Origin of the sequence: Massilia sp. Root133, from assembly GCF_001426525.1 — a bacterium.
GTDB lineage: Bacteria > Pseudomonadota > Gammaproteobacteria > Burkholderiales > Burkholderiaceae_D > Telluria > Telluria orientalis.
Map to the genome: position 1 here is coordinate 55,794 of NZ_LMEW01000008.1, position 25,034 is coordinate 80,827.

Annotated in this window: 20 protein-coding genes; 9 read left to right on the forward strand and 11 right to left on the reverse strand. The window is 68.5% G+C overall.

From position 1 onward, the window contains the following. Positions 1–95: 95 nt before the first annotated feature. The 3 genes from ASD28_RS08435 to ASD28_RS08445 are packed head-to-tail and all read right to left on the reverse strand — an operon-like array spanning position 96 to position 3,867. Entirely contained in the window at positions 96–2,396 is a 2,301-nt protein-coding gene (locus tag ASD28_RS08435; RefSeq protein WP_056126291.1) for a xanthine dehydrogenase family protein molybdopterin-binding subunit, read from the reverse strand. Beyond that, positions 2,393–3,391 carry a xanthine dehydrogenase family protein subunit M gene (locus ASD28_RS08440; RefSeq protein ID WP_056126293.1) on the reverse strand — a complete coding sequence of 333 codons (999 nt, stop codon included), beginning with the start codon at positions 3,389–3,391 and terminating at the stop codon, positions 2,393–2,395. Before ASD28_RS08440 ends, ASD28_RS08435 begins: the two co-directional genes overlap by 4 nt. Continuing rightward, positions 3,388–3,867 (reverse strand): (2Fe-2S)-binding protein, encoded by a 480-nt coding sequence (locus ASD28_RS08445; RefSeq protein ID WP_056126295.1) that lies wholly within the window; start codon positions 3,865–3,867, stop codon positions 3,388–3,390. Before ASD28_RS08445 ends, ASD28_RS08440 begins: the two co-directional genes overlap by 4 nt. 295 nt (positions 3,868–4,162) lie before the next feature. Here ASD28_RS08445 and ASD28_RS08450 point away from each other — a divergent pair, with 295 nt between their 5' ends. Beyond that, positions 4,163–6,007, forward strand: coding sequence for a diguanylate cyclase domain-containing protein (locus ASD28_RS08450; protein WP_160410595.1), 1,845 nt, complete (start codon positions 4,163–4,165; stop codon positions 6,005–6,007). Position 6,008: 1 nt separating this feature from the next. Here ASD28_RS08450 and kdpE read toward each other — a convergent pair whose 3' ends face one another. From kdpE to ASD28_RS08490, 7 genes are all read right to left on the reverse strand, one after another. After that, a complete protein-coding gene (kdpE, locus tag ASD28_RS08455; protein ID WP_056126299.1) occupies positions 6,009–6,704 on the reverse strand; it encodes a two-component system response regulator KdpE in 696 nt (231 codons plus the stop codon). Continuing rightward, complete coding sequence (locus tag ASD28_RS08460; RefSeq protein WP_056126300.1) at positions 6,697–9,402, reverse strand: DUF4118 domain-containing protein; 2,706 nt, start codon at positions 9,400–9,402, stop codon at positions 6,697–6,699. Before ASD28_RS08460 ends, kdpE begins: the two co-directional genes overlap by 8 nt. 10 nt (positions 9,403–9,412) lie before the next feature. Further along, positions 9,413–9,988 carry a potassium-transporting ATPase subunit KdpC gene (gene kdpC, locus ASD28_RS08465; protein WP_056126302.1) on the reverse strand — a complete coding sequence of 192 codons (576 nt, stop codon included), beginning with the start codon at positions 9,986–9,988 and terminating at the stop codon, positions 9,413–9,415. Between the two features lie 14 nt (positions 9,989–10,002). Further along, positions 10,003–12,111 (reverse strand): potassium-transporting ATPase subunit KdpB, encoded by a 2,109-nt coding sequence (gene kdpB / locus ASD28_RS08470; protein ID WP_056126304.1) that lies wholly within the window; start codon positions 12,109–12,111, stop codon positions 10,003–10,005. 21 nt (positions 12,112–12,132) lie between these two features. Then, positions 12,133–13,938, reverse strand: coding sequence for a potassium-transporting ATPase subunit KdpA (gene kdpA, locus ASD28_RS08475; RefSeq protein WP_056126306.1), 1,806 nt, complete (start codon positions 13,936–13,938; stop codon positions 12,133–12,135). Further along, positions 13,938–14,027, reverse strand: coding sequence for a potassium-transporting ATPase subunit F (locus ASD28_RS08480; protein WP_056126308.1), 90 nt, complete (start codon positions 14,025–14,027; stop codon positions 13,938–13,940). Before ASD28_RS08480 ends, kdpA begins: the two co-directional genes overlap by 1 nt. A 109-nt stretch (positions 14,028–14,136) precedes the next feature. Then, positions 14,137–14,910 carry a TorF family putative porin gene (locus ASD28_RS08490; RefSeq protein WP_056126313.1) on the reverse strand — a complete coding sequence of 258 codons (774 nt, stop codon included), beginning with the start codon at positions 14,908–14,910 and terminating at the stop codon, positions 14,137–14,139. Between the two features lie 521 nt (positions 14,911–15,431). Between ASD28_RS08490 and ASD28_RS08495 the strand changes: the two genes are divergently transcribed. The 6 genes from ASD28_RS08495 to ASD28_RS08520 all read left to right on the forward strand — a co-directional run bounded on the left by ASD28_RS08495 (position 15,432) and on the right by ASD28_RS08520 (position 22,012). Continuing rightward, entirely contained in the window at positions 15,432–17,303 is a 1,872-nt protein-coding gene (locus ASD28_RS08495) for a potassium transporter Kup (RefSeq protein WP_056126315.1), read from the forward strand. Positions 17,304–17,375: 72 nt separating this feature from the next. Beyond that, on the forward strand, positions 17,376–18,965 hold the full coding sequence (locus tag ASD28_RS08500; RefSeq protein ID WP_056126317.1) for a GGDEF domain-containing protein: 1,590 nt from the start codon (positions 17,376–17,378) through the stop codon (positions 18,963–18,965). A 69-nt stretch (positions 18,966–19,034) separates the two neighbouring features. After that, positions 19,035–19,499, forward strand: coding sequence for a MarR family winged helix-turn-helix transcriptional regulator (locus ASD28_RS08505; protein ID WP_056126319.1), 465 nt, complete (start codon positions 19,035–19,037; stop codon positions 19,497–19,499). A 102-nt stretch (positions 19,500–19,601) separates the two neighbouring features. Beyond that, positions 19,602–20,255 carry an outer membrane beta-barrel protein gene (locus ASD28_RS08510; RefSeq protein ID WP_056126321.1) on the forward strand — a complete coding sequence of 218 codons (654 nt, stop codon included), beginning with the start codon at positions 19,602–19,604 and terminating at the stop codon, positions 20,253–20,255. 21 nt (positions 20,256–20,276) lie between these two features. Further along, positions 20,277–20,978: a hypothetical protein gene (locus ASD28_RS08515; protein WP_056126323.1), complete on the forward strand. Its 702-nt coding sequence runs from the start codon at positions 20,277–20,279 to the stop codon at positions 20,976–20,978. After that, positions 20,975–22,012, forward strand: coding sequence for a glycoside hydrolase family 43 protein (locus ASD28_RS08520; RefSeq protein ID WP_056126325.1), 1,038 nt, complete (start codon positions 20,975–20,977; stop codon positions 22,010–22,012). The genes ASD28_RS08515 and ASD28_RS08520 overlap by 4 nt, the downstream gene beginning before the upstream one ends. Here ASD28_RS08520 and ASD28_RS08525 read toward each other — a convergent pair whose 3' ends face one another. After that, on the reverse strand, positions 22,013–22,894 hold the full coding sequence (locus ASD28_RS08525; RefSeq protein ID WP_056126327.1) for a LysR family transcriptional regulator: 882 nt from the start codon (positions 22,892–22,894) through the stop codon (positions 22,013–22,015). It abuts the gene before it with no gap. A gap of 115 nt (positions 22,895–23,009) precedes the next feature. Between ASD28_RS08525 and ASD28_RS08530 the strand changes: the two genes are divergently transcribed. Together ASD28_RS08530 and ASD28_RS08535 are read left to right on the forward strand one after the other, a co-directional pair. Beyond that, positions 23,010–23,876, forward strand: coding sequence for an SDR family oxidoreductase (locus ASD28_RS08530; RefSeq protein WP_056126329.1), 867 nt, complete (start codon positions 23,010–23,012; stop codon positions 23,874–23,876). Positions 23,877–24,025: 149 nt separating this feature from the next. Continuing rightward, on the forward strand, positions 24,026–24,838 hold the full coding sequence (locus ASD28_RS08535; RefSeq protein WP_056126330.1) for a prohibitin family protein: 813 nt from the start codon (positions 24,026–24,028) through the stop codon (positions 24,836–24,838). Positions 24,839–25,034: the final 196 nt, after the last annotated feature.

Genomic DNA, 25,034 nt, shown 5'->3' on the forward strand with positions numbered 1-25,034 from the left:
GATTGTTTCGCTGGGCAAGCGAAAGATGAGTTTTCGTGAGATTTCGTTTGCCCCGTGTTGCCGATGCGACGATTCAAATTCCGAGTGGAAAATTTTTACTTGCCGACAGGCACTTCGTGATCCCCCAGCAGCACTTTGTCGGGCGTGATCGGCGTCGTGCGCAGGCGCTTGCCGGTCGCGTGGAACACGGCGTTCGCGACGGCCGCCGCCACGCCCACGATGCCGATTTCCCCCACGCCCTTGGCACCGAGCTGCTTGCTGACGATGCGGTCTTCCTCGTCCGCGAAGATCACCTCGATGGCGGGGATGTCCTTGTTGACCGCGACGTGGTACTCGGCGTAGTTATGGTTCATGAAGCGGCCGAGGCGGTGGTCCGTGAACGTCTCCTCGTGCAGCGCCTGGCTGATGCCCCACACGACGGCGCCGCTGACCTGGCTCGCGGCCGTCTTCGCATTGATGATGCGGCCGGCCGCGACGGCGGACACGGCCCGCGTGACGCGCACCATGCCGAGCCGCTCGTTCACGCGCACCTCGACGAACACGGCCGAGTGCACGGCGCGCGAAAACTTGCGCTGCTTGAGCATCTGCGGCGTCATGAGGTATTTTTCCTCGATGCGCTCGCGCCCCGCCTGCGCCAGCAGGTCGGACAGCAGGATGCCTTGCTCCGGCTGCCCGTGCGGGTGGATGCGGCCGTCGTTGAATTCGACGTCCTTCAACTTGAGGCCCTTGAACGCAGGGGCCTTCTGTGCGAGCTTCAGCAGCGTGGCTTTCAGCTTGTCGCAGGCGCCGGCCACGCCGCCGCCTACCGTCGTCACGTGCGACGAGCCGCCTTCCACGGGGGCGAGCGGCAGGGTGGAATCGCCCAGCTGGAACGTCACCCGTTCGAGCGGCAGGCCGAGACGCTCCGCCGCGATCATCGCCATCACGGTGTACGTACCGGTGCCGATGTCGGATGCCGCGCTCGACACGACGAGGCGCCCGTCCGCATGCAGCACGGCCGACACGCGCGCGATCATCACGAGCGAATCCCAGATGCCGGTCGCCATGCCCCAGCCGACGAGTTCATCGCCGTCGCGCATCGAACGGGGCTCGACGGGCCGGTCCTTCCAGCCGAAGCGCTCGGCCCCGAGCCGGTAGCACTGGCGCAGTTCCTTGCTGGAGAACGGCTTGTCCTCCAGGTGGTTGTGCTCCGCGTAGTTCTTCAGGCGGAACGCGAGCGGGTCCATGCGCAGTTCGTACGCCAGTTCGTCCATCGCCACTTCCAGCGCATGCACGCCGTGCGCGGCGCCCGGCGCGCGCATGTCGATGGGCGTCGCGCGGTCCTGCTCGACGAGCTGGTAGCCGAGGTGGATGTTGTCGCACGCGTACAGCTGCCCGGACCAGTTGACGACGACCTCCACGTAATCTTCCAGGCGCGATGTCTCCTGGATCGCCTCGTGCCACACCGCCTGCAACTTGCCGTCCCTGTCGGCCGCCAGTTTGATCTTGTGCCACGTCTCCGGCCGGTGGCCGAAGCTGAACATCTGCCGGCGCGTGAGCACGACGCGCACGGAACGCTTCAGTTTCAAGGCGCCCATCACCGCGAGCGGCAACTGGTATTGCGGACGCAGCCCGGACCCGAACGCGCCGCCCACGTACGGGTTGCGCACCGTGACCTTGTTCTTCGACAGCCCGAACACGTGCGACACGTACCAGCGGCTGTTCTGCGAACTCTGGGTCTTGTCGTAGATGGTCAGGTGGCCGTCCTCGCCGTAGACGACGGTGGAGGCGAACATCTCCATCGGGCTGTGGTGCTCGACGGCGTTGTAGTACTCCGCCTCGATCTTTACGGGCGCCGCGGCGAACGCCTGGTCCGCGTCGCCTTTCGAGCCTGGCGGCGTGAATCCGGCCTTCATCGGGCGCGGCTTGTAGGCCCTGTTCAAGGTCGCGAGCAGGTTCGTGTCGTGCTCCTCGATGTCGTACGTGACGCGCACGAGGCTCGCCGCGTAGCGTGCGGCCTCGAAGGTCTCGGCCACGACGAGCGCGACCGGCTGGCCGCTCCAGAACACGCGGCTTGAAAACAGGGGACGGAACGGCGAGCCGCCGGGCGCCGTCATGTCCTTGTACGCGAGGTCGTTGCCGCGCATCTTAGGCCGGTTCTCGTGCGTGATCACGTCGATCACGCCGGGCACGCCGCGTGCCGCTTCCGTATCGATGGCCTTGATGTGGCCGCGCGCGACGGTGCCGCTGACGACGACGCCATACGCGAGGTCCGGCGCCGGGATCTCGGCCGCGTAGTGCGCGGTGCCCGTCACCTTGGCGCGGCCGTCGGTGCGCGACACGGCCATGCCGCTGTGCACGCGGCCCGTGCCTTCGGGGGCCGTCGGCGTGCGCAGGTCGGGGATCAGGTCGGTCATGGCTTGTCTCCCTTCCTCGCGGCGTTCGTCAACGCCTGGACGATGGCGTTCCGCGCCAACGGTATCTTGAAATCGTTCTGACCGTAGCCGCGCGCGCCGCGCAGGATGCGCTCCGCGGCCTGTTCGAACGCGGTCTCGCCGGCGGGGCGGCCCACGAGCAGCTCTTCCGCTTCCTCGACCCGCCACGGCTTGTGCGCGACGCCGCCCAGCGCGATGCGGGCCGCGCGCACGGTGCCGTCGGCGGCGAGGTCCAGCGCGGCGGCCACCGAGACGAGCGCGAACGCATACGACAGCCGGTCGCGCACCTTCACGTACTCGCAGCGCTGCGCGAAGCGGCGCGCATCGGGCAGGGTGATATGCGTGATCAGTTCGCCGGGCTGCAGCGTCGTGTCGACGTCGGGCGTGTCGCCCGGCAGGCGGTGGAAGCCGGCGAAGGGGATCGTCCGCTCGCCGTTCACCGCGCGCACGTGCACGGTCGCGTCGAGCGCGCGCAGAGCCACGCACATGTCGGACGGATGCGTGGCGATGCACTGCGCGCTCGTGCCGAGGATCGCGAGCTGGCGGTTGATGCCGGCCTTGGCGGGACAGCCCGTACCCGGCTCGCGCTTGGTGCACGGCGTGCCCACGTCGTAGAAATAGACGCAGCGGGTGCGCTGCAGCAGGTTGCCGCCGTTCGTCGCCATGTTGCGCAACTGGGGCGACGCGCCGGCCAGGATCGCGGCGGCCAGCAGCGGATAGCGTTCGCGCACGAGCGGGTGACAGGCCGTGTCCGCGTTGCGGGCGAGGGCGCCCAGGCGCAGGCCCGTGCCGTCTTCCTCGATCGTGTCGAGGCCCGCGATCGGGTTGATGTCGACGAGGCCGGACGGCTGCATGACGCCCTCCTTGATCAGGTCGAGCAGGTTGGTGCCGCCGGCGATGGGACGCGCGCCCGGCGCGGCGAGGGCGGCCAGCGCGGCGTCGACGTCGGCGGGCTGGGTGAAGTCGAACGGATTCATTTGGCGATCCCCATCACTTCGCACACGGCCTGTACGATCTGCGGATACGCGCCGCAGCGGCACACGTTCCCGCTCATCAGTTCGCGCACGTCGTCGACCGTCTGCGCCTGGCCCTCGGCGACGAGGCCGGCGGCCGAACAGATCTGGCCGGGCGTGCAGTAGCCGCACTGGAAGGCATCGTGGTCGATGAAGGCCTGCTGCAGCGGATGCAGCGTGTCGCCGTCGGCCAGGCCCTCGATCGTCGTGACCTCGTGGCCGTTCTGCATGACGCCGAGGGTGAGGCAGGCGTTGATGCGGCGGCCGTCCAGCAGCACCGTGCAGGCGCCGCACTGGCCGTGGTCGCAGCCCTTCTTGGTGCCGGTGAGGCCGGCGCGGTCGCGCAGCAGGTCGAGCAGCGTCACCGTGGATTCGACGTCGAATGCGCGGTCTTCGCCGTTGATGCGCAGGCGGATGGGGTACTGCCGGTAAGCGTCCATGGCCGTCCTTGTCGGGGCAAAGGCCACACCTTACGGTTCCGGCCACCACCGTTCGGTTAGGTCACACACAATATGATCGATCTGGAAATGTGGTGTGTCATTTGTGCAGCAGTCAGCATGGTTTTTGCATAAAAGGTGAATTCTCATCAATTATTTCGAAGTAGAATGTTTTCAAAATTTTACAGCGGCACGGGATGTACCCGGAATGCAACGGATGTGGCTCTACCGCACAGATTGGTGATAATCGGATAGAATTTGCTGCACAGGCTGCGTGCTTCGCCGATCAAGGATGCCCATGCTCAGTCAACAAGATCTCGCTGAAGAAGCACGCCTCCAGGCCCTTCACGCGCTGGGGTTGCTCGACACGCCCCGCGAAGACCGGTTCGACCGGTTCACCCGCCTCGCCACCGCCGCGTTCGACGTCCCGATCGCCCTCGTGTCGCTCGTCGACCGCGAGCGCCAGTGGTTCAAGTCGCAGGCGGGCCTCGACTACTGCGAGACGCCGCGCTCGCTCGCCTTCTGCAGCCACGCCATCGCCCTGAACGACATGCTGGTCGTGCCGGACACGCTCCTCGACGAGCGGTTCGCCGCGCACCCGCACGTGACGGGCGCGCCCCGCATCCGCTTCTATGCCGGCCAGCCGCTGCACAGCGTGGACGGCCAGCCGCTCGGCACCCTGTGCATCATCGACAGGCGTCCCCGCACCTTCGGCGACGCCGACCGGCGCATGCTGCGCGACCTCGCGCAACTGGTGCAGGACGAATTGAACCGCGACGTGCTGGTCGCCAACCGCACGCGCGAACTGCAGGACAAGAACGCCACGCTCGAACTGACGATGCGGCTGCGCGAGACGGCCGAGCAGGCCCTGCGCCAGAAGCAGGAATTGCTGGACGCCGTGCTGGAAACGGTGGACGTGGGCGTGGTCGCGTGCGACGCCGACGGCCACCTGATGCTGTTCAACCGCGCGGCGCGTGCTTTCCACGGCCTCGACGCGGACAGCGCGTTGCCGCAGGCCGCCTGGCCCGCGCACTACGATCTGTACGGCGAGGATGGCCTCACGCCGCTGGCAGCGGACGACGTCCCGCTGGTGCGCGCGCTGCGTGGCGAGCGCGTGAAGGACGCCGGCATGACGATCCACGTGGCGGGCGAGGCGCCGCGCCGCCTGCTCGCGAGCGGCCGCGCGCTGCACGGCACCACCGGCGAGCCGCTGGGCGCCGTCGTCGCGATGAAGGACGTGACGGAACTGGATGCGTCGCGCGCACGCCTGGCCGAAAGCGGCGAATGGCTGCGCACCATCGCCGACAACGTGCCGGCGCTGATCGCCTACGTCGACACCGACATGCGCTACCGCTTCGCCAACGAACGCTATCGCGAATGGTTCGGCGTGAAGACCAGCGACATGATCGGCAGGACGGTGCTGGACGCGATGGGAGAGGGGTTCTACGCACCGCGCCGCGAAGCGCTGGAGCGCTGCCTGGCCGGGCACGCGTCGCACCTGGAGATCGAGGAACAGCGCCGCGGCCGCACGCGCGTGATCAGCTCGACTTATCTGCCGCACATCCGCGACGGCATCGTGCAGGGCATCTACGTGCTGTCGACGGATGCGACCTCCGCGCGCGAATACGAGCGCCAGCTGCACGCGCTCGCCCATTCCGACCACCTGACCGGCCTGCCGAACCGGCGCAGCTACGAGGAGCGCTTCGCGCAGGCCATCGCGCGCGCGCGCCGCGGCGCCGCGCCGCTGGCGCTGGCCTACCTCGACATCGACCACTTCAAGCAGATCAACGACAGCCTCGGCCACGCGGTCGGCGACGCCGTGCTGCGCGAGTTCGCGCGCCGCCTCGGCGCCACGGTGCGCGCCACGGACACGGTGGCGCGCCTGGCCGGCGACGAATTCGTCATCGTGCTGGAGCAGGTCGGCTCGCCGCTGGAGTGCGAGCGCATCGCGGCCAAGCTGCTCGACGCGATCCGCGCCCCGTTCGCGCTGGACGGGCATCTGCTTTCGGTCACGAGCAGCATCGGCATCGCGTGGAGCGCGCGGCCGGAGCAGGCCGCAATGGCCCATGCGGCGGACGACGGGTTGTACCGCTCGAAGCATGCGGGACGCGATACGGCGTCGGTGCTCGTCGCGGGCGCCTGAATCACGGCAGCTGGAACCGGTAGCCGACGCCGGTCTCGGTGACGAGGTAGCGGGGCTGGGCCGGATTGTCTTCCAGCTTGTGGCGCAGGTGGCCCATGTAGATCCGCAGGTAGTGCGCATGGTCGGACTGGTTCGGTCCCCACACGCTGCGCAGCAGCTGCGGCGTCGTCATGACCTTGCCCGCGTTGGCCACGAGGACGGCCAGCAGGCGATGCTCCGTCGGCGTCAATCTGACGGCGGCGCCGCCCTTCGTGACGCGCCGGTTCTGCGCGTCCACCACGACATCCCCGAACCTCACCTTGCCGTCGCCGCCCGTCGCGGGGCCGCGCAGGCGCCGTTGCGACGCGCGCACGCGCGCCAGCAGTTCGCCGACCCCGAACGGTTTCGTCAGATAGTCGTCGGCGCCGCGGTCGAGCGCACGGATCTTTTCGTCCTCGTTCACGCGGGCCGACAGCACGATGACCGGCACCCCCGACCACTTGCGCAGGTCGGCGATGAAGTCGGTGCCGTCGCCGTCCGGCAGGCCGAGGTCGAGGATGACCACGTCCGGCTTGCGCGTGCCGGCCTCCGTCAGGCCGCGTTCGAGCGTCGCGGCCTCGTGCACCTGCCAGCCTTCCCGTTCCAGCGCGCCGCGCACGAAGCGGCGGATGTGGGGCTCGTCTTCCACGAGCAGGGCCGTGCCGGTAAAATCACTCATCGCCGTCCTCCATGTCGTCGTCCGGCGGCAGTGCCGGGGGCGTCCCGAGCGGCAGCGCGAACGTGAACGCGACGCCGCCTCCGGGGCGGTTGGCCGCGCGGATCGTGCCGCCGTGCGCGCCCACGATCGCACGGCAGATGGCCAGGCCGAGCCCCACGCCGGGCTTGGCCGATTCCCGTTCGCCGCGCGTGAATTTCTCGAACACGGCGTCCTCCTGGCCGGGCGGCAGGCCCGGGCCGTCGTCCGTCACCGCGACGTTCAGCCACTGCCCGTGCCGTTCCGCGGACACGGCCACCGTGCTGCCGGGTGGCGTGTACTTGCCCGCGTTTTCCAGCAGGTTGGACAGCACGCGTTCGACCAGCACGGCATCGTACTGCACGAGCGGGAGGTCGGCCGGCACGTGCGTTTCCACGACGCGGCCGGCCAGCGCGCCGCGGCTGGCCGCCAGGGCGCTGCCGATGACTTCCTCGACCGGCTGCCACTGGAGCCTCAGCTTCACGTCGCCGCTCTCGATGCGCGCCATGTCGAGCAGATTCGTGACGAGCCGCCCCATGCGCACCGTTTCCTCGCGCAACGCGTCCGCCATCGCGCGCTGTCCGGGCGCCAGCGGTGGCGCGGAGCCCGCCAGCGCCTCGGCCTGCGCCATCAGCGACGTGAGCGGCGTGCGCAGGTCGTGCGACAGCGCCGCCAGCAGCGAATTGCGCAGCCGCTCCGATTCGATGCGGACCAGCGCGTCCTGAGCGACCTCGATGTAGTGCACCCGTTCCAGCGCGATGGCGGCCAGCGCCGCGAACGTGTCGAGCTGCTGGCGTTGCTCCGGCGCCGTCAGCCAGTGCGGCGTGGTCGCCTCGATCGCGAGCACGCCCCGCGTGCGCATGGGCGCGACCAGCGGCATGTAGAAGACGGGGCTGCCGGGCAGGGTGTCGGTGCCCATGCCCGCGCTGGCGCCGTGGTCGAACGCCCATTGCGCGATGCCGGTGTCGAGCGCCGCGATGGCGTCGCCGCCGGACACGGTCATGCGACCGGCCGCGTCCGGCACCAGCAGGACCGTGCGTGCGCCGAACGTGCGTCCGATGGCGTCGCGCGTCGCCTCCTGGATCTGCTCCGTCTGCAGCACGCCGGACAGGGCACGGGCGAATTCGTACAACGCGCGCGTGCGGCTTTCGCGCCGCGCGGCGACGTGCGCCTGGAAGCGCAAGCCGGCCGTGAGGTGTCCCGTGATCAGGCCGACCGCCAGCATCACGCCGAACGCCACCAGGTACTGGATGTCCGAGATCGCGAACGTGAAGCGCGGCGGGACAAAGAAGAAGTCGAAGCAGGCCACGCTGACGCAGGTCGCGGTGACGGACGGACCGCGTCCGAGGCGCACCGCCACCAGCAGCACGACGAGCAGGAACAGCATGGCGATGTTGGCCAGGTCCAGGTGGCCCACGGCGGGCGTCAACGCGAGCGCCATGCCGAGGCTGGACAGGACCGCCGCGCCATGGGCCGCGACGGCGGCGCGGACGTCGGCGGAACGCGCGACGGGGACCGGCCGGACGGTGTCCGGCGTCGGTGCCGGCAGCACGGCGACTTCGAGCAGTTCGACGTCGGGCGCCAGCCGGGCGATGCGCCGGCCGCACGCGACCTGCCACGGCCAGCGCGCCTGGCTCCGGCCGAGCGCGATGCGGGCCAGGTTGTGGTCGCGCGCGTAGTCGACGACCGTGGCTTCCACACTGTCGCCCGACAGGACCGCGGTGACCGCGCCGAGGCTGCGCGCCAGCTTGAACGTGTCCAGGATGCGCTCGCGCCGGGCCGCGTCGAGACGTTGCAGGGCCGGCGTCTCGACGTAGACCAAGTGCCAGTCGGCGCCCAACTGGGCCGCGAGGCGCGCGGCGCTGCGCACGATCCCTTCCGCGCCCGGTCCGGGGCCGACGCAGGCGAGGAATGCCGTCCCGGTGCGCCACACGGCATCGATCGACTGTTCGACGCGGTAGGCGCGCACGTCGTCGCCGATGCGCTCCGCCGTGCGCCGCAACGCCAGTTCGCGTAACGCGATGAGGTTCCCCTTGCGGAAGAAATTGCGGCCCGCCCGCTCGGCCTGCGCCGGCTGGTACACCTTGCCGAGTTTCAGGCGCGCCAGCAGCTCGTCCGCCGGCAGGTCGACCAGCACGACCTCGTCGGCCGCGTCGAACACGGAGTCCGGCACCGTCTCGCCTACGCGCACGCCCGTGATGCCGCCGACCACGTCGTTCAGGCTCTCCAGGTGCTGCACGTTCACCGTCGTGAACACGTCGATGCCCGCGGCCAGCAGCTCGTCGACGTCCTGCCAGCGCTTCGGATGGCGCGAGCCGGGGACGTTCGAATGCGCCAGCTCGTCGACGAGCACCAGTGCCGGGCGCCGGTCCAGCGCAGCGTCGATGTCGAATTCCGGCAGCACTTTGCCGCGGTAGGCAATCTGGCGGCGGGGCAGGACCTCCATGCCGTCCAGCAGCGCTTCCGTTTCGGCGCGGCCATGCGTCTCGACGACGCCGACCAGCACGGCGCGCGTGGCGGCGAGCTGGCGCGCCGCGGACAGCATCGCGTACGTCTTGCCGACGCCGGCCGACGCGCCGAAGTAGATGCGCAGCCGGCCGCGCGCCGCGCGCAGTTCTTCTTCCTGCACGCGGGCCAGCAACGCGTCCGGATCGCGCCGCACCTCGTCCCCGGGCACGCTCACGCTTTCGTCCTCATGGTGCCTTGCCGTCCAGAGCGAGGTTCAGCGCCAGCACGTTGACGCGCGCCTCGCCGAGGAAGCCCAGGGCCGGGTCTTGCCGGTAGCGGTCGATCAGGGCGCGCACCTGCGCCACGGGCAGCCTGCGCGCCGCGGCGACGCGCGCGGCCTGGTATTCGGCGGCCGCCACGCTGATCTCGGGATCGAGGCCGCTGGCGGACGCGGTGACGAGGTCGACGGGGATGGGCGCATGGTTGCCGGGGGCGAGCGCCTTGAGCGCGTCGATGCGGGCCTTGACGGCGTCCAGCAGCGCGGGATTGGTCGGCCCCTGGTTGGAGCCGCCGGAGCCGGCCGCATTGTCCGCCATCGGCGCAGTGGCCGACGGGCGGCCCCAGAAATGGCCGGGCGCGGAGAACGGCTGGCCGATCAGGGTCGAGCCGACGGCCTTGCCGTTCGCTTCGATCAGGCTGCCGCCGGCCTGGTGCGGGAAGACGGCGCGGCCGATACCGGTGACGGCGGCCGGGTAGAGCACGCCGCACAGCAGCGTCAGGGCGCCGAACAGGACGAGCGTGGGACGAAACAGGGAGGTCATGGTGGTCTCCAGGTTCAGACGAGGTTCAGCGCCGCGAGCAGCATGTCGATCAGCTTGATGCCGATGAACGGCAGAATGATACCGCCGACGCCGTAGACGAGCAGGTTGCGGCGCAGCAGGGCGGTGGCGCCGATCGCGCGGAAGCGCACGCCGCGCAGCGCGAGCGGGATCAGGAACACGATGATCAGCGCATTGAAGATCAGCGCGGACATGATCGCCGACGCCGGACTCGCGAGGTGCATCACGTCGAGCGCCCGCAGCTGCGGATAGGTGCCGACGAAGGCGGCGGGGATGATCGCGAAATACTTGGCCACGTCGTTCGCGATCGAGAACGTGGTCAGCGCGCCGCGCGTCATGAGCATCTGCTTGCCGATCTCGACGATCTCCAGCAGCTTGGTCGGATTCGAGTCGAGGTCCACCATGTTGCCCGCTTCCTTGGCCGCCTGCGTGCCCGAGTTCATCGCCACGGCCACGTCGGCCTGCGCGAGCGCCGGGGCGTCGTTGGTGCCGTCGCCCGTCATCGCCACCATGCGGCCTTCCGACTGGTAAGTGCGGATCAGCTTCAGCTTGTCCTCCGGCGTGGCCTCGGCGAGGAAGTCGTCGACCCCGGCCTCGGCGGCGATGGCGGCGGCCGTGAGCTTGTTGTCGCCCGTGATCATGACGGTCTTGATGCCCATGCGGCGCAGTTCCGCGAAGCGTTCCTTGATGCCGCCCTTGACGATGTCCTTCAGCTCCACGACGCCCAGCACCCGGCCGTCCTCGGCCACGACGAGCGGGGTGCTGCCGCGGCGCGCGGCGTCTTCCGCGCTGCGCACGACGTCGGCCGGGAACGTTTCGCCGAGCGATTCGACGTGGCGGCGCACGGCGTCGTAGGCGCCCTTGCGGATGCGGCGCTCGCCGCAATCGACGCCGCTCATGCGGGTCTGCGCGGAAAACGGCACGAACACGGCGTGCAGGCTTTCCAGCTCGCGCTGCCGGATGCCGAAGCGCTTGGCGAGCACGACGATGCTGCGGCCTTCCGGCGTCTCGTCCGCCAGCGACGCGAGTTGCGCCACGTCGGCCAGGTCGCGCTCGGCCACGCCGGTAGCGGGCAGGAACGCGGCCGCCTGGCGGTTGCCGAGCGTGATGGTGCCGGTCTTGTCGAGCAGCAGGACGTCGACGTCGCCGGCCGCTTCCACGGCGCGGCCCGACGTCGCGATCACGTTGGCGCGCATCATGCGGCTCATGCCCGCGACGCCGATGGCCGACAGCAGGCCGCCGATGGTCGTCGGGATCAGGCACACGAGCAGCGCGATCAGCACGGTGATCGTAACCGGTGTGCCGGCCTTGGCGACGTCGACCGCGTACAGCGAGAACGGCAGCAGGGTCACCGTCACGACGAGGAACACGATGGTGAGCGCCACCAGCAGGATCGTCAGCGCGATCTCGTTGGGCGTCTTCTTACGCTTGGCGCCTTCGACCATCGCGATCATGCGGTCGAGGAAGGTCTCGCCCGGGTTCGTCGTCACCTTCACGACGAGCCAGTCGGACAGCACGCGGGTGCCGCCCGTGACGGCGGAAAAGTCGCCGCCGGATTCGCGGATCACCGGGGCGGATTCGCCCGTGATCGCGCTCTCGTCCACCGATGCGACACCTTCGACGACCTCGCCGTCGATGGGCACGACGTCGCCGGCTTCGATCAGCACGTGGTTACCCTTGCGCAGGTCGCCGGCGGGGCAGGGCAGCCATGTGGTGCCGTGCTTCGGCACCGCCAGCTTCTTCGCCGTGACGGCTTCCTTCAGGCCGCGCAGCGAGGCCGCCTGGGCCTTGCTGCGGCCTTCGGCCAGCGCTTCCGCGAAGTTCGCGAACAGCACCGTGAACCACAGCCACACGGCGCAGGCGAGGATGAAGCCGGAAGGCGCTTCGCCCGTGCCGGCCAGGGCCTGCACGTACAGCAGCGTCGTGATGATGCTGCCGACGTACACAACGAACATGACGGGGCTGCGCAGCTGGGTGCGCACGCCGAGCTTCCTGAAGGCGTCGACGAGGGCGGGGCCGGCCAGCGTCGTGTCGAACATCGACAGGTGCCGGCCCGGCGCCGCGTCGGCCGGCGCGGCGATGGGCGCCGTCGCCGGGGATTTCATTTGGTTCATGGCGACTCCGGGTTATTTGGTAAACAGTTGCAGGTGTTCGACGACGGGGCCGAGCGCGAGCGCCGGCACGTAGTTGAGCACGCCGACCAGCACGACCACGCCGACCAGCAGGCCCACGAACATCGGGCCGTGCGTGGGCATGGTGCCGGCCGTCGTCTGCAGGCGCTGCTTGGCCGCGAGCGAACCGGCGATCGCCAGCACCGGCACGATCACGCCGAAGCGTCCGAACCACATCGCGATCGCCAGCATCCAGTTGTAGAACGGGGTGTTGGCGGACAGGCCCGCGAACGCGCTGCCGTTGTTGTTGGCGGCCGAGCTGAACGCGTACAGGATTTCCGAGAAGCCGTGCGCGCCGGGATTGGCGACGCCGGCCCTGCCCGCGGCCGCCAGCACGGCGATGGCGGTGCCGGCCAGTACCAGCACGGGCGTGACGAGGATGGCGACCGACGTCATCTTCATCTCGTAGGCCTGGATCTTCTTGCCGAGGTATTCCGGCGTGCGGCCGATCATCAGCCCGGCGATGAACACGGCCATGATCGCGAAGACCAGCATGCCGTACAGGCCGGAGCCGACGCCGCCGAAGATGACCTCGCCGAACTGCATCAGCATGAGCGGCACCGCGCCGCCCAGCGGCGTGAACGAGTCGTGCATCGCGTTGACCGCGCCGCACGACGCGGCCGTGGTGACGGCGGCGAACAGCGCGGAGGCGTCGATGCCGAAGCGCGTTTCCTTGCCCTCCATGTTGCCGCCCGCCTGCAGGGCGCCGGCGTTCTGGTCGACGCCCAGCGCGGCCAGCGCCGGGTGGGCCTGGTGCTCGGCCGTCATCACGCCGGCCGTCATCACGACGAACAGCACCGTCATCGCCGCCAGGATCGCCCAGCCCTGGCGGCGGTCGCCGACGAGGCGGCCGAACGCGAAGCACAGGGCGGCCGGGATCAGGAAGATCGACACCATCTGGAACAGGTTCGACAGCGGGGTCGGGTTTTCATACGGGTGCGCGGAGTTCGCGTTGAAGAAGCCGCCGCCGTTCGTGCCCAGCATCTTGATCGCTTCCTGCGAGGCGACCGGGCCCATCGCGATCGTCTGCGTCGTCGTGGTCACGGACTCCGTCACGGGCTGGCCTTGCGCATCGAGCACGGGCTGGCCGTGCGTGCCCGCCTTCGGCTGCGTGTAGGTGAGCGGTTCGAGCAACTGCACCTCCTGGTAGCCCGAGAAATTCTGGATGACGCCCTGGCCCATCAGGAACACGGCGAACACGAGCGACAGCGGCAGCAGCACGTACAGGGTGGTGCGCACGAGGTCGACCCAGAAATTGCCGATGGCGCGCGCCGACTTCGACGAGAAGCCGCGGATCAGCGCGAACACGACGGCGATGCCGGTGGCGGCCGAGAAGAAGTTCTGGCACGTGAAGGCGAGCATCTGCGTGAGGTAGCTCATCGTCTGTTCGCCGCCATAGCCCTGCCAATTGGTGTTGCTGGCGAAGCTGACGGCGGTGTTGAACGCCGAATCGGGGCCGATGTTGGCGAGGCCCTGGGGATTGAAGGGCAGCCAGCCCTGGACCCGCTGCAGCAGGTAGACGACCAGCGTGCCGAGCGCGTTGAATGCGAGCAGGGACAGCGCATAGGTTTTCCAGTGCATGCCCGTGCCCGCGGCGACGCCGGCGGCGCGGTACAAGGCGGCCTCGATGCGATACAGCCAGCCGACGCCGGGCACGCGACCGCCTTCGGCCACGCGCGCGAGCAGGATGCCGAGCGGCCACGACAGGGCAAGCAGGATCACGAAAAACAGCGCCAATAGCGCCAGCGAATGCATGTCCATCACAAATCCTCCGCGCAGAACATGGCGTACAGCAGGTACGCGAGCAGCGCGCCCGATGCGAGCGCGCCGATCAAGTAGAACAGTGTCATTTTCGTTCTCCCAGTTTGGCGCAGCCGTTCGCCATGCCGGCGATCAGCACGGCGAACAGGACGATCGCGCCGATGAAGACGATATCCATGGTGACCTCGTGTGGGTTGATCAGAATGTCTTGCCGACGCTGGCGACGAGCGCCTTCCGGCCGAGGAACCTGCCGTTCGCGGGCGACGCGTAGGCCGCCTCGCCGGCGTTCGTGCCGACGAGGGCCGCCGTCACGCTCGCGATGCCGAAGTCCTTCGTGACGCCGATCTTGTAGTCCGTGTAGCTGGCGGCGTCGTGGTGGCGCACGTCCTGGCGGCCGGCGTGCAGGTTCAGCGTGAAGGTGTTGCCCAGGTCGACGTTGGCGCCGACGTCCAGGTAGCCGCTATGCCGGCTGTCGGTGAAGCCGAACAGGTTAGTGAGCGCCGACGAATACTTCACGTACGCGGGACCGTAGCCGAGCTGGCCGTAGAGTTCCGCCGTGTTCGCGTCGGCCGAACCGGGCACGTCCTTCAGGCCGTTGGCCGGATAGACGTAGCCCAGCACGCCGACGTCGTAGCTCACGTCGGTGGTCAGCTGGCCGCGCTTGCCGGCATACAAGTCCCACTCGACGTCGCCGCCGCCGCCCGCGTCCTTCGTCCACTTGATGGTGGACAGCCACGTGCCGGCGTACACGCCGGTCGGATCGTGCGTCCAGTCCGCGCCGCCCTGCAGCGCGGGCTGCAGGCGCGTCTGCGAGATGCCGCGGTAGCGGTAATCGGACGTGAGCGCGGCGTTGAATGTCACGGTGTCGTCCGGCTGGGCAGTCCGGGCCGCCTGGGTTTCCTGGGCGTGCAGCGGTGCCGCCAGCGCCGCGAGGATGAATGGCGAAGCCAGGGTGAAGACTATGTTTTTCATGATTGACGTTGATTCCTTGTTCTTGTCTTATTTTTCCAATAGCGACCCGTCCCGCGGCATGGACGGGGCGATGCGCTCTCCTTCTGCGGAAAAACCGGGGCCGCGTACGGCGCGCAGAGCGGCGGGAACGATCGTGACGTTCATGGCCGTGGCGCTCCGATCGGATGTCTGTCCACGTTGGACCGCACGGCGTGCATGTGAGCTCCTTGGGCGTCGATTGCGATGCAGGAAGTGTAGAAAACGCCACGTAAAAATTTTCTAAAAAGACGACGGGTCTGGATAAAGGCGTCGTTTATGGGGCTGGGCGGCCAATGCCAGTCAGTTAAGAAGAGCCGTAGGGTGGGCACCCCGTGCCCGCCACACGTTTGCGGATCGCATGCGCTTTATGGGCTCGGGAGTCCACCCTGCGATCGATTCAGCAGCGCCTAACTGACCGGCATTAGGCTGGGCGGCGCCCTTTTTACAAAATCTTTACGGCCCCGCCGGTACGATGCCAGCACGATCATTGCTGGAGAACCTGGTTGGATACGCAGAACAAGAACATCGCCGGCCTCGCGCTGGCCGCCGTCGGCATCGTGTACGGCGACATCGGCACGAGTCCGTTGTATTCGCTGAAGACCGTCTTCGACCCGGCGCACGGACTGCCCCTCACGCCCGCCAACCTGGTCGGCGTCGTGTCGCTGATCTTCTGGGGCCTGTCCGTCATCGTCTCGTTCAAGTACGTGACGCTCGTGCTGCGCGCCGACAACCGCGGCGAGGGCGGCATCATGGCCCTGCTGGCGCTCGCGCTGGGCGCCGTCGGCGACCGCAGGCGGATGCACCTCGGGCTGCTGCTGATCGGCGTGTTCGGCGCGTCGCTGTTCTACGGCGACAGCGTGATCACGCCCGCGATCTCGGTGCTGTCCGCCATCGAGGGGCTCGAAGTCGCGACCCCGGCGCTGCAGCCCTATGTCGTGCCGCTGACGATCGTCGTCCTGATCTGCCTGTACGCGGCGCAGCGCCACGGCACGGCCGGCATCGGCCGCTGGTTCGGCCCCGTCATGCTGGTGTGGTTCGCGGCGCTGGCGGCGATGGGCGTGCTGAACATCGTGCGCAATCCCGGCATCCTCGTCGCGCTCAATCCGTGGCACGCGGTGCGCTTCTTCCTCGACAACCGCGGCCTCGGCTTCCTGGCGCTGGGCGCGGTCGTGCTGGCCTTCACGGGCGCCGAGGCGCTGTATGCGGACATGGGCCATTTCGGCAGGACACCGATCCGGCTCGCGTGGTTCGCCGTCGCCTTTCCGGCCCTCGCGCTGAACTATCTCGGCCAGGGCGGGCTGCTGCTCGCGCGGCCGGACGCGATCGCCAATCCGTTCTACCAGCAACTGGGCAGCTGGAGCGTCTATCCGCTCGTCGTGCTGTCCACCATCGCCACCGTGATCGCGTCGCAGGCGACGATCTCGGGCACGTTCTCGATGACGAAGGAAGCGATCGCGCTCGGCTTCCTGCCGCGCATGCGCACCGTGCACACGTCGGAGCGCGAGATCGGCCAGGTTTATCTCCCCGTCATCAACTGGCTGCAACTGATCGCCGTGCTGCTGGCCGTCGTCGGGTTCGGCTCGTCCGACGCGCTGGCGTCCGCCTACGGCATCGCGGTCACGGCGACGATGCTGGCGACGACGATCCTCACTTACTTCGTGATCCGCTACCGCTGGCGCATGAATCTGCTGCTGTGCCTGGGCGCGACCGGCTTCTTCTTCGTGATCGACGCGGCGTTCTTTTCGGCCAACGTGCTGAAACTGCTGCACGGCGGCTGGTTCCCGCTGACGCTGGGTGTGCTGCTGTTCACGTTGATGCTCACGTGGCGCCGCGGCCGCGCGCAGATGTTCGAGAACCTGCAGAAGCACGCCATCCCGCTCGACGCTTTCCTCGAATCATTGTTTATCGCGCCGCCGACGCGGGTCGCCGGCACGGCCATCTTCCTGCGCGGCGAAAGCGATGGCGTGCCGCATGCGATGCTGCACAACCTGCTGCACAACAAGGTGCTGCACGAGCGCGTCGTGTTTCTCACCGTGTACATCGCCGACGAGCCGTACGTCGATGCGGCGTCCCGGATCCGCATTACCGATCTTGGACACGGCTGCCACCAGGTCGACGTGAAATTCGGTTTCAAGGACGAGCCGGACATCCCCGGCATCCTCGACCAGTGCGCGGCGCATGGCCTGGCGTTCGACATGATGCAGACCTCGTTCTTCGTCGCGCGCCAGACCGTGATCTCGACGCCGGGCGGGGGTATGGCGCCGTGGCGCGAGCACCTGTTCGTCGCGATGCAGCGCAACGCCCGCGATGCCGCCGACTACTACCGCATTCCGACCAATCGGGTCATCGAGCTGGGCACGCAGGTGGAAATCTAGCGGCGCCGCTCGTGCGAATGTGGACGGCGGGCGCCGACGCGGATAAGCTGGAGCCGGAGGGGAGTCCGCACCATGCACGATGCCAACCACAGCGCCGCCGACCACGACGGCCAGGGATTGTCCGCGCCCGACGGCCAGCGCCGGCCGCTGGTCGCGCTGGCTGTCGGGCTGCTCGCCTGCTTCTGCCTGCTGCTGGGCGGCCTGCAGGGCTGGAGCGCCTGGCATGCCTATGAGGCCGAACGGGAAGACAGCCGCGTCGCCACGGCCAATATGGCGCGGGCGCTCGCGACGCATGCGGAGACGTCGATCCGGTTGGGGGACGCCGTGCTGACCGAGATGGTCGAGCGCGTCGAGCACGATGGCCTGGGCGAGGCCGCCACGGCACGCCTGACGGGACGGCTGCGCGCGATCACGCACGACATGGGCGAACTGCACGGCCTGTTCGTGTACGGGCCGGACGGCAAGTGGCTGACATCGTCGCTGCCGCGCCCCATGCAGGGCAATAATTTCGACCGCGAATACTTCCAGTTCCACCTGCTGCACAGCGGGCGCGGGACGCACGTGGGCGTGCCCGTGCGCAGCCGGTCGACCGGGGTGTGGATCCTGCCACTGTCGCGCCGCCTCGAAGCACCCGACGGCAGCTTTGCCGGCGTGGTGCTGGCCACGCTGAACCTGGCGTGGTTCGGCCGCTTCTACGACAGTTTCGATGTCGGCGAGAACGGCACGATCCTGTTCGCGCTCGACAACGGCACGCTGATCTACCGCCGGCCGTTCCACGACGACCAGGTCGGCATGGACATCCGCAACGGCACCATCTGGCAGCAGATCCAGCGCGACGGCCAGGCCGGCTCGATGGTGGCGACGCCCCGGATCGACAACGTCGAGCGCCTGTACAGCTACCGGCACCTGGTGGGCTATCCGCTGTTCGTCGCCAGCGGGCAGGCGACGGACGAGGTCCTGTCCGGATGGCGCCGCACCACGGTGCAGACGGCGATCCTGGGCGCGGCGGCAATGCTCCTGCTGGCGTGCGGCGGCGTGATCCTCGTGCGCCAGATCCGCGTCCGCGAACGGCTCGAGCGCGACCTGATCCGCGTGGGCGTCTCGCTCAGGCGCCACAACGCGTCGCTGCAGAACCTGGCCGACAGCGATGCGCTGACGGGCCTGGCCAACCGCCGCCTGTTCGAAGACCGCCTCGTGCGCGAATACGAGCGCGCGCGCCGCAGCGGGGCGCCGTTCGCCCTCATCCTGGCCGACGTCGACCACTTCAAGCAGTACAGCGACCGCTACGGCCACGCCGCCGGCGACGAGTGCCTGCGCAAGGTGGCCGGTGCCATCGAGAGCGGGGCGCGGCGGCCGGGCGACCTGGCCGCGCGCTACGGCGGCGAGGAATTCGCCATCATCCTCGCCGACACCGACCTCACCGGCGCCAACGCGGTGGCCGACACGATCCGCGCGGCCGTGGTGGACCTGGACCTGCGCCACGCGGACAACCCGACCGGCCGCGTCACCCTCAGCATGGGCCTGTACGTGGGCCATCCGGCGCTGGCCGAGCGCGACGATCCGCTGGCCTGGGTCGACGTGGCCGACCGACTGTTGTACGAGGCCAAGGATGCCGGCCGCAACCGCGTCGTGTCGCGCGAGGGACACGAGGCGGCCGCGTGATGCCGTGCGCTGGCCGGCCGTAAAAGGTCTACACTGATGTGGAGGCTGCCTCGATCCGATAGGCAAACCATGGAAGCGAACGACACATCGACCAAGCAAGGCAAGCGGACCCCGCTGCTCGACGACCAGTTGTGCTTTGCGCTGTATTCGACCGGTCTGGCGATGAACAAGGTGTACCGCAAGCTGCTGCGCAAGCTGGACCTGACTTACCCGCAATACCTCGTCATGCTGGTGCTGTGGGAAAAGGACGAGCAGACGGTGTCCGAGATCGGCGCCCGGCTGTTCCTGGACTCGGCCACGCTGACGCCGCTGCTCAAGCGGCTGGAGGCGGCCGGCCTGGTGAGCCGGACCCGTTCCGCCGCCGACGAACGGCAGGTCGTCGTGGCTCTGAGTCCCGCCGGCCGCGCGCTGGAGCAGGAAGCCGCCGCGATCCACGACGGCGTGCTGTGCGCCACCACGTGCGAACCGTCCGATCTCGCTGCGCTCAAGCGGCAGCTGGACATGCTGCGCGGCAAACTGGCCGACCACCCTTGAATAATGCATATTTTTAGTCACAAACGCTTACGCGCCGGATGATGCGATCTTGAACACGGACTGCTATCCTGATCGGAGGCTTCCATGACAAAGGGGACACGCATGAACACCATCCATCTCGCATTGGCCGCTGGGCTGCTCGCCGCTGGCGGCGCGCACGCGCAGCTGCTGGACAGCGCGGCGGCATCGAAGGACTTGTCGGCCACGCGCACGCTGTCCCCGCCGTTCGCGAAGATCCAGCCCGTCCCGCGCACGTACATGGGCAATGCGGCGGAAACCGATGGCCTGCGCCACCAGGACAAGAGCGCGTTCGGCGTCTACGTCTCCGATCCCAAGCTGTTCGCGGGCGTCAACCTGGCGCCGAACTTCGCCATCGAGACGGGCTACGCGAACCTGTACACGCGCGGCTTCCACTTCGCCGATTACGCCCGGCCCGACGAGGTGAACGGCGCGCTCGGCACCAAGGGCGCCAACAGCTACCTGGCGGCGCGGCTCAACGTGCCCGTCAACGACCAGTTCTCCGCCTACGGCAAGCTGGGCGTCGCCGTCAGCGAGCGGGTGGCCCACGACAAGAGTCTCCGCAACACCGTGTCGGACACGGACGTCGGCCCGTACGTAGGCATGGGCGCGCGCTACAAGGTCAGCGAGAAGGCGTCCGTGACGGCGGGCTACGAGCAGTACGGCAACAGCGCGAAGAAATGGGGCAGCGAGACCAATAACTCGGGCCTGCAGGCCAAGTTCAAGATGGGTTTCTGAGCCTGTGTCACAATCGCGGGCATGGATAAACTGCTCTCTGAATTGAACCGCCTGTACCTGCTGCCGGACAGCCCGGCGGCGCAGCGCGGCCCCGGCCCGGCCGCGGACCTCGTCTCCGGCGCGGGCCTCGTGCGCGCCATCGCGATCCCGTTCCGCAAGGCGCCCGGCGCGGACGCCCAGCACTGGGAACGCCTGTGCACCGTCGCGAACGGACTGCAGGCCGACTTCGGCTTCCCGGCCCCCGCGGTGAGCGTGACGAGCACCGGCGGCTTCATGCTGTGGCTGTCGCTGGCGGCGCCCGTGCCAGTCGCCGACGCGCGCCGCTTTGTCGCCGGCCTGGGCCGGTTGTGGCCGGACACGCTGCCGCCCGCCGACACCATCGGCGTCCCCGTGGAACTGCCGCCGTGCCCGAACGCGGCGGCCGGGACGTGGGCCGCGTTCATCCATCCGGGCATGGGCGCGTCGTTCGCGGACGAGTCCGGGCTCGACATGGCGCCGCCCGCGACGGGGCAGGTCGCGTTCCTGGAAAGCCTGGACAGCATCGCGCCCGGCCAGTTCAGCGCCGCGCTGGCGCGGCTCGAGACCCCCGCGGCACCTGCCGCCGCGCCGCCGCCTCTTGCCGCCGACGGCCTGCTGCTGGAGGACGCGACGCTGGAAGACATCGTGCGCGTCCTGCACGCGCGCGGCATCGAACCCACGTTCCGCTTCACGCTGCCGCGATGAAGCGCGCCTTGCTGGCCACGGCCGCCGCCGTCGCGCTGCACGCGCAGGCGGCCAACCCGATCGTCAAGGGCTGGTATGCCGATCCGGAAATCCGCCTGTTCGGCGACACGTACTGGATCTATCCGACGTATTCCGCGGACTACGAACAACCGGCGCGGCCGACGGCCTTCACGCCGGACCAGCAGCGGATGCGGGCCCGCTCGGACCTGATCTGGGCGCCGTTCCTGAAGCAGACCTTCTTCGACGCGTTCTCGTCGCGCGACCTCGTGCACTGGACGCGGCACGAGCGCGTGCTCGACGTCGCGCACGTGGCCTGGGCCGCGTACGCCGTGTGGGCGCCGTCGGCCATCGCGCACGACGGCAAGTACTACCTGTTCTTCGGCGCGAACGACATCAAGAGCAACGACCAGCTGGGCGGCATCGGCGTGGCCGTCAGCGACCGGCCCGATGGTCCGTTCAAGGATGCCCTCGGCAAGCCGCTGATCGGCCGGATCCACAATGGCGCGCAGCCGATCGACCAGATGGTATTCAAGGACGACGACGGCCAGGCGTACATGGTCTACGGCGGCTGGAAGCACGCCAACGTCGTGAAACTCGCGCCGGACCTGCTCGGTGTCGTGCCGCTCCCGGACGGGACCACGTACAAGGACATCACGCCCGATCCGGACTACGTGGAAGGTCCGTTCATGGCCAAGCGCCGTGGCGTGTACTACTTCATGTGGTCGGAAGGGGAGTGGACCGGGCCGGACTACCGCGTCGCGTATGCGATGGGCCCGTCGCCATTCGGACCGTTCAAGCGCATCGGCACGATCCTCGCGCAGGATGGCAAGATCGCGCGTGGCGCGGGCCACCACTCGATCGTCAACGTGCCCGGCACCGACGAGTGGTACATCGCCTACCACCGCCGCCCGCTGGGCGAGACCGACGGCAACCATCGCGAGCTGGCCGTCGAGCGCCTCTACTTCAACGACGACGGCACGATCCGGCCCGTGGTCATGACGAACGAAGGCGTGGCACCGCGGCTCGTGCGCTGATCACGGCGCGAGATAGGCAGCCAGCTCGTCCGGCGTCCCTTTCGGAAACGCCGCTTTCAGAAAATCGAGGAAGGCCGACACGCGCGCGCTCAGCAGCCTGCGCGACGGGTACAGCGCCCACAGCGCGATCTCGGGCCCGGCCACGTCGCCCCAGCGCACCAGCCGCCCCGCCGCGAGATCGTGACTGACGACCGACGCGGGCAAACAGCCCGCACCGACGCCGGCCCGCACCGCGTCGCGCACCATGACGAGCGACGACAGGCGCAGTATCGGGTCGATCGCGATGTCCGGCGCGCCCGCCACTTGCCACGTCGCCTGGTCGCCCACGGGCCGCACGACGGCGGGCACGGGCGCCCCATCGGCCGGCCGCGCCAGATGCGGTGCCGCCACGACGACGAGCCGGTCGCGCAGGAAGATGCGGCCGACGAGGTTTTCGTCCGGATCGGGATTCACGCGGATGACGAGGTCGTAGCCTTCCTCGACCATGTCCACCGGCCGGTCTTCCGTCGTCACCTCCAGCCGCACGTCGGGATACGCCCGCGCGAAGCCTGCGGCCAGCGTGCCCATCGCCGTCTGCGAGAACAGCAGCGGGGCGCTGATGCGCAGCCGGCCGCGCGGCCGGTCGCCGCCCGAGGCGAGGGCCGCCGCCGTCTCGTCGATCTCCGCGAGGAGTGCCCCGGTCCGCTCGTACAGCGCGCGTCCTTCCTGCGTCAGCTTCAGCAGGCGCGCGCCCCGTTCGAACAGGCGCAGGCCGAGATCCGCTTCCAGCTCCGCGACGCGGCGCGACAGGGTCGCCTTCGGCCGGCCCGTCTCCCGGGCGGCGCGGCCGAAGCCGCCGTGGCGGGCGACGAGATTGAAATCGGCGAGGGCAAGCAAGTCCATGTGTTCCACCTGTGAGACGGGATGTCCAATATTACCGTCTATCGGTCCGCCTGCGGGATGGCTAATCTGTGAAGCGTCAACCGACACTTTTCACAACCCAACAGGAGCACACATCATGACCATTCTCGTCACCGGCGCCACCGGCAACATCGGCCACCACGTCGTCAACCAGCTCGTGCAGCGCGGCGCCCCCGTGCGCGCACTCGTCCGCAATCCCGCCAAGGCCGACTTTCCGAGCGGCGTCGACGTCGTCCAGGGCGACCTCCTCGACGTGGATGCCCTGCGCCGCGCATTCGACGGCGTATCGACGCTGTTCCTGCTGAATGCCGTCGTCCCGGACGAATTCACGCAGGCGCTCGTCACGCTGAACGTGGCGCGGGAAGCGGGCGTGCAGCGCGTCGTCTACCTGTCCGTCATCCACAGCGACCTGTACGTGAACGTGCCGCACTTCGCCGGTAAATTCGGCGTCGAGCGGATGATCGAGCAGATGGGCTTTGCCGCCACCATCCTGCGTCCGGCCTATTTCATCGACAACGACGTCACGATCAAGGACGTGGTGCTGGGCTACGGCGTGTATCCGATGCCGGTCGGCGCCAGGGGCCTCGCGATGGTCGATGCGCGCGACATCGCGGAGGTGGCCGCCATCGAGCTGATCCGCCGCCACGATGCCGCGCAGCCGTTGCCGCTCGAACGCATCAACGTCGTCGGCCCGGACACGCTGACGGGGACCGACATCGCCGCGATCTGGTCCGACGTCTTGCAGCGTCCGATCGCGTACGGCGGCGACGACACGGCCGCCTTCGAACAGAACCTGCGCCAGTTCATGCCGGCCTGGATGGCCTACGACATGCGCCTGATGAGCGAGCGCTTCGCCACCGACGGCATGGTGCCGGAAGCCGGCGACGTCGCACGCCTGACCGCGCTGCTGGGCCGTCCGCTGCGCAGCTATCGCGCCTTCGCCGCTGCCATCGCGGCGGCCTGAATCCAGCGCTTCGGCTTTCCCGAACTTCTGCTTCTGATATTTCTGATTCTATTGTTCCTCTGACAGCTTTACACTTTGTCCGTCGTCAATATAAGACGACCTGCCGATCCAGAGTCGATCGGCGGAACCAGAGCTGAAAGGGAATTGAAATGAATCGAGTGTCATTGAACGCGGGCGTGAAGCTTGTCATCGCCGTCGTCGTGCTGATCCTGCTGTTCGCGCTGGCGCCGTTCGGGACGGTGCCGGCCGGCCATCGCGGCGTGATGACGACGTTCGGCAGCCCGAGCGACCAGGTGCTGAGCGAGGGCATCCACTTCCGCGTGCCGATCGCGCAGAAGCTCAACCTCGTCAACGTTTCGATCCAGAAGGGCGAAGGCGATGGCGATGCCGCCTCGCGCGACCTGCAGACCGTGCACACCCGCGTGGCGCTGAACTACCATGTCCGTCCGGATGCCGCGATGACGGTGTTCCGCGACCTGGGCAACGAGCCGGGCCAGCGCATCATCATCCCCGCCGTGCAGGAAGCGGTGAAGGCCGTCACGGCCCGCTTCACGGCCGAGGAACTGATCGCCAAGCGTACCGAGGTGCGCGACCAGATCGTCACCCAGCTGCGCGAACGGCTGGCGCGCCACGGCATCGTGGTGGACGAGTTCTCGATCGTGAACTTCAATTTCTCGCGCTCGTTCAATGAGGCGATCGAAGCGAAGACGACGGCCGAACAGCTCAAGCTGAAGGCGGAACGCGACCTGCAGCGCATCGAGGTGGAGGCGAAGCAGCGCGTCGCCCAGGCCAGGGCCGAAGCCGAATCGCTGGCCGTGCAGCGCCAGCAGGTGACGCCGGAACTGATCCGCCTGCGCGAGATGGAAAACCAGCGCATGGCCATCGAGAAGTGGGATGGCAAGCTGCCCAGCGTGGCCGGTGGCGCGGTCCCGTTCATCAACGTGAGCAATGGCGTTAAATGATCCTCACAATCGTAAGCAAGTGAAACAGAAGTAGCGTCGGCGTATGGCTGGGATCGTGCAGCCAACGCCGCGCTACGGCTTGCAACGCACTTTTGCTTGTCTGCATGCATATTTGATCTGCGGGTCATCTATATGCACAGCGGTAACAGATCCTTACCAATCCCCAATATTTCGTTCTTGAACACATTGCTATCGT

What these genes read in the sequence shown, in the direction of transcription:
- ASD28_RS08490 (WP_056126313.1), bottom strand. Translation starts at nt 14,910, where the DNA reads ATGAAAAACATAGTCTTCACCCTGGCTTCGCCATTCATCCTCGCGGCG.
- kdpE (WP_056126299.1), bottom strand. Translation starts at nt 6,704, where the DNA reads ATGAGTGATTTTACCGGCACGGCCCTGCTCGTGGAAGACGAGCCCCAC.
- ASD28_RS08520 (WP_056126325.1), top strand. Translation starts at nt 20,975, where the DNA reads ATGAAGCGCGCCTTGCTGGCCACGGCCGCCGCCGTCGCGCTGCACGCG.
- ASD28_RS08515 (WP_056126323.1), top strand. Translation starts at nt 20,277, where the DNA reads ATGGATAAACTGCTCTCTGAATTGAACCGCCTGTACCTGCTGCCGGAC.
- ASD28_RS08505 (WP_056126319.1), top strand. Translation starts at nt 19,035, where the DNA reads ATGGAAGCGAACGACACATCGACCAAGCAAGGCAAGCGGACCCCGCTG.
- ASD28_RS08530 (WP_056126329.1), top strand. Translation starts at nt 23,010, where the DNA reads ATGACCATTCTCGTCACCGGCGCCACCGGCAACATCGGCCACCACGTC.
- ASD28_RS08535 (WP_056126330.1), top strand. Translation starts at nt 24,026, where the DNA reads ATGAATCGAGTGTCATTGAACGCGGGCGTGAAGCTTGTCATCGCCGTC.
- ASD28_RS08445 (WP_056126295.1), bottom strand. Translation starts at nt 3,867, where the DNA reads ATGGACGCTTACCGGCAGTACCCCATCCGCCTGCGCATCAACGGCGAA.
- kdpC (WP_056126302.1), bottom strand. Translation starts at nt 9,988, where the DNA reads ATGACCTCCCTGTTTCGTCCCACGCTCGTCCTGTTCGGCGCCCTGACG.
- ASD28_RS08510 (WP_056126321.1), top strand. Translation starts at nt 19,602, where the DNA reads ATGAACACCATCCATCTCGCATTGGCCGCTGGGCTGCTCGCCGCTGGC.
- kdpB (WP_056126304.1), bottom strand. Translation starts at nt 12,111, where the DNA reads ATGAAATCCCCGGCGACGGCGCCCATCGCCGCGCCGGCCGACGCGGCG.
- ASD28_RS08525 (WP_056126327.1), bottom strand. Translation starts at nt 22,894, where the DNA reads ATGGACTTGCTTGCCCTCGCCGATTTCAATCTCGTCGCCCGCCACGGC.
- kdpA (WP_056126306.1), bottom strand. Translation starts at nt 13,938, where the DNA reads ATGGACATGCATTCGCTGGCGCTATTGGCGCTGTTTTTCGTGATCCTG.
- ASD28_RS08435 (WP_056126291.1), bottom strand. Translation starts at nt 2,396, where the DNA reads ATGACCGACCTGATCCCCGACCTGCGCACGCCGACGGCCCCCGAAGGC.
- ASD28_RS08440 (WP_056126293.1), bottom strand. Translation starts at nt 3,391, where the DNA reads ATGAATCCGTTCGACTTCACCCAGCCCGCCGACGTCGACGCCGCGCTG.
- ASD28_RS08450 (WP_160410595.1), top strand. Translation starts at nt 4,163, where the DNA reads ATGCTCAGTCAACAAGATCTCGCTGAAGAAGCACGCCTCCAGGCCCTT.
- ASD28_RS08500 (WP_056126317.1), top strand. Translation starts at nt 17,376, where the DNA reads ATGCACGATGCCAACCACAGCGCCGCCGACCACGACGGCCAGGGATTG.
- ASD28_RS08480 (WP_056126308.1), bottom strand. Translation starts at nt 14,027, where the DNA reads ATGACACTGTTCTACTTGATCGGCGCGCTCGCATCGGGCGCGCTGCTC.